This is a genomic window from Bradyrhizobium sp. UFLA05-125 (assembly GCF_059803515.1).
Genome location: NZ_JBANBJ010000151.1, coordinates 1 through 3,604 on the forward strand (window position 1 = coordinate 1; position 3,604 = coordinate 3,604).

3 protein-coding genes and 2 pseudogenes are annotated in these 3,604 nt (G+C 64.4%); 4 read left to right on the top strand and 1 reads right to left on the bottom strand.

The window, feature by feature from the left end; translation table 11 throughout:
- Positions 1–168 (top strand): annotated as a pseudogene (locus SO156_RS45520) (cytochrome o ubiquinol oxidase subunit IV); the annotation flags it as partial.
- Positions 169–194: 26 nt separating this feature from the next.
- Here SO156_RS45520 and SO156_RS45525 read toward each other — a convergent pair.
- Positions 195–983 (bottom strand): thermonuclease family protein, encoded by a 789-nt coding sequence (locus SO156_RS45525; protein ID WP_498539424.1) that lies wholly within the window; start codon positions 981–983, stop codon positions 195–197.
- A gap of 186 nt (positions 984–1,169) precedes the next feature.
- Here SO156_RS45525 and SO156_RS45530 point away from each other — a divergent pair, with 186 nt between their 5' ends.
- The 3 genes and pseudogenes from SO156_RS45530 to SO156_RS45540 all read left to right on the top strand — a co-directional run.
- The gene (locus tag SO156_RS45530; RefSeq protein ID WP_498539425.1) at positions 1,170–2,777 is read left to right on the top strand and encodes a GMC family oxidoreductase; all 1,608 of its coding nucleotides are present in this window, start codon (positions 1,170–1,172) and stop codon (positions 2,775–2,777) included.
- 8 nt (positions 2,778–2,785) lie between these two features.
- Positions 2,786–3,235: a hypothetical protein gene (locus SO156_RS45535; protein ID WP_458143602.1), complete on the top strand. Its 450-nt coding sequence runs from the start codon at positions 2,786–2,788 to the stop codon at positions 3,233–3,235.
- A gap of 72 nt (positions 3,236–3,307) precedes the next feature.
- A pseudogene (locus SO156_RS45540) lies at positions 3,308–3,604 on the top strand (serine protease); the annotation flags it as partial.

Genomic DNA, 3,604 nt, shown 5'->3' on the forward strand with positions numbered 1-3,604 from the left:
CTCGTGTTCTTCCTGCACATCACGACCGGTCCCGACAACACCAACAACGTCCTCGCACTCGCCTTCGGGCTCCTGATCGTCTTCCTGGTGGTCGGCGGCTCGGTCTGGATCATGTCGCACCTGAACGAGAACATGCCGGCGATGGACCAGATCATGCAGATGCAGTGAGAGGCGAGGTCGCGCCCACGCTCAGATCACTTCGGCCTGCGGCAGTTGTAAGCCTTGCGGAATCCCGCCGCTTGCGCGTCGTCCTCCGAGCAGAACCAGCGGTCGGGCTTCGTCGTTGCCGGATAGCTGGGGCAGCCCCGCAAATGGTAGATGCCAATATTGCCGGTGACGCGTGCGCGCACCGCGAGCTTGCCCTTGATGCTGCAGTTCGGCGGCATGGTCAGCTCGTCCGGAAACAGCACCGTGCGGATTTCCTTGTCGCGGTCGGGGCGGCAGGCAGCGCCGAGCAGTGTGCCATCCCTTTTGCCGGTGCGGAATTCCTGCGGTGCAACAAAGCAGCCCTTCCAGATGCCGGCCGAATTGGTCTTGGCCTCGGCGGCGGCCGGCTTGACGTTCGCCTTGATCGGCTCGCGTGCGACGGCAAAGCCGAGGCGGACGAGCTGCTCGTTCAGGCTCGCCTTGTCGCCCTCGGCCGTGCAGATGGCGCGGTGGCGCTTGCCAAAGCTCTTCTCGGGCCCGACATCGTCGCAGCGTACGTTGCGGCCGTTGATCAGCTTTGTGAGCTGATCGCGCGCCTCCAGGCCGCAGGTCCAGGGATCGGCGTGGTCGTCGATGCAGACCTGGTCAAGTTCCGGCGCGTCGACACCGTCCAGCCGGTAGGTCGCATCGCCGAGCTGGATGGAGTTGCCGTCCCGTACCGTTGCGCTGGCCGTCACGGCGAAGCCAGGTCCGGTATCGGCGACGCAGCCGAGGATAGCGAGAAACAAGACAAGTGCGGCGGCGCGGGCGGTGGCAAAGAAATTCTGGAAGGACATACGTTCTCGCTATCGATTTGCTCTTTCGCGAGGGTTCTCTAGCATCTCGACATTGCAACACCAATGGTCTGCGCCCAGCGAAGCCTGACATTCGTCCCCCGCGGCTTTACTCGCCGGCCGCTCTGACCCTATCGTTTGACGTTGCACGCAAGGCTTAATCGCCCGGGAAGCGGCGAGGGCGGGAGGATGACTTTGGCAAACGACCCCGTGGACGTCCTGATCATCGGCGCCGGCGCCTCCGGAGCCGCGGTCGCCTGGTCACTCGCCGAGACCAAGATGCACATCCTTTGCCTCGAGCAGGGCGATTGGATGAAGCCGGCGGACTATCCGAGCACCGGCCGGGACTGGGAAGCGAGGTTCTACGGCGAATGGTCGACCAGTCCGAACATCCGCGGCCGGCCCGAGGACTATCCGATCAACGACGACAACTCGCCGATCAAGGTCGTCAATTTCAACGCGGTCGGCGGCTCGACGGTGATGTACACCGCGCACTGGCCGCGGCTACATCCCTCCGATTTCAAGGTGAAGACGCTGGACGGCGTGGCCGACGACTGGCCGATCGACTACGACAGGCTGGTGCCGTTCTTCGAGGAGAACGACCGGATCATGGGGACCTCGGGTCTCTCGGGCGATCCGCTCTCGCCGCTGACGCATCCGCCGATGCCGCCGCAGCCGCTGGGGCTCTCCGGTCCCCTCGTCGCCAAGGCCATGAACAAGCTCGGCTGGCACTGGTGGCCGTCGGACACGACGGTTGCGACGATGGACTACGAGGGCAGGGCGCGTTGCATCAACCTCGGCCATTGCACGCCGGCCTGCGCGCAAGGTGCGAAGGCCTCGACCGACATCACCTATTGGCCGCAGGCGATCCGCGCCGGCGTCGAGCTGCGCACCCATTGCCGGGTGCGCGAGATCACGACCGACGAGAACGGCATGGCGTCGGGCGTCGTCTACTACGACAAGGACGGTGTCGAGCAGTTCCAGGGCGCGCACGTCGTCATCATCGCCTGCAACGGCGTCGGCACGCCGCGCCTGCTGCTCAACTCTGCGTCGGGGCGCTTTCCGAATGGGCTTGCCAATTCATCAGGCCTCGTCGGCAAGAACCTCATGTTCCACCCTTACGCGCAGATCTACGGCTATGTCACGGAGCCGACTGACAGTAATCGCGCGCCGCCGACCTGCTTGTGGAGCAAGGAGTTCTACGACACAGACCTGTCACGCGGTTTCGTGCGGGGCTACGGCGTCCAGTTCGTGCGCGGTGCCGGACCGGTGTTCGAAGCCGTCGTGAGCGAGCAGAAGGGCATTTTGCCCTGGGGCGCGGATCATCACCGCGTCTTCCGCAAGCTCAACGGCCATCGGCTGGGATTCTCCGCGATCTGCGAGGACCTGCCGGAAGAGCACAATCGCGTTACGCTCGATCCCGTCCTGAAGGACAGTCACGGCATTCCCGCCCCAAAGATTGACTACACCATCAGCGAGAACAGCCGGAAGATGATGGAGCACGCGCTGGCGCGCGGCCGGGAGTTTCTCGAAACCGCGGGAGCCACCGACATCTGCGTCAACAGTCCGATCCCCTGGGGCGGCTGGCATCTGCTCGGCACCGCGCGGATGGGCACTGACCCCCAAAGCTCCGTCGTCAACGAATGGGGTCGCTCGCATGACGTCAAGAACCTGTTCATCGTCGACGGCAGCGTCTTCGTCACCTCGGGCGGTGTGAACCCGACCTCGACCATCCAGGCCATCGCGCTCTACGTCGCCGACCAGATGAAGCAGCGCCTCGCCAATCTCTTCGATTAGGGATGACCATGTCAGACCAAGCCACCCTCACGCAGCGGCAGCGCCAGGACTTGCGCACCATTGCCGCCATGATCATCCCGACGAGCGATGAGTACCGGATGCCCGGTGCGGATGACGAGCTCATCCAGGCCGACATCCTCGCGACGCTCGGCCGCGACGCCAAGCCGGTTGCCGTGGCACTCGATCATCTCGCGCGGCTTGCCGGCATGCCACTTGCCGAACTCGATGCTGCGACGCGGGACGGCGTCATCGGCGCATTCCGAGCCGAAGGCGGTGCGCCGGGCGCAACACTGGTGCGTGTCGTGCTGCAATGTTATTACCGCGATGACCGCGTGCTGCGCTCGCTCGGGCTCGAGCCGCGCGCGCCTTTCCCCAAAGGGCACGTGCTGGAGGACGGCGATTGGTCTCTGCTCGACGTGGTCAAGGCCCGAGCTCACACGATGCGTCAGGTCAGTTAAGCAGTTCGTGAAGAGTGGCCGGCTTGCATTATAAGTCCGAGGTAACCATCTGACCCGCGAAGGAAATTCGCCATGTTAGATTTCACCTCAGATCTCAGCGATGCCAGCCTGTCATCGCAACCCGTCCCATCCACCCCCGTCGACGACCAGAACCTGCTCGATGCCTATTCCAATGCCGTGATCGGCGTGACGGAGCGCGTCGGGCCGGCCGTGGTGCGCGTCGAGACCGGGCCAAAGGTGCCGAATGGTCGTGAGCGCGGCGGCCTCGGTTCGGGTATCGTGATCTCGCCGGATGGGCTGGTGCTCACCAACAGCCACGTCGTCGGCTCGTCCAAGGAGATCCGGCTGCGGGATATCGAAGGGAATGTC

Excerpts from the sequence above, each read along its gene's own strand:
- SO156_RS45535 (WP_458143602.1), top strand. The coding sequence starts at position 2,786 with ATGTCAGACCAAGCCACCCTCACGCAGCGGCAGCGCCAGGACTTGCGC.
- SO156_RS45530 (WP_498539425.1), top strand. The coding sequence starts at position 1,170 with ATGACTTTGGCAAACGACCCCGTGGACGTCCTGATCATCGGCGCCGGC.
- SO156_RS45525 (WP_498539424.1), bottom strand. The coding sequence starts at position 983 with ATGTCCTTCCAGAATTTCTTTGCCACCGCCCGCGCCGCCGCACTTGTC.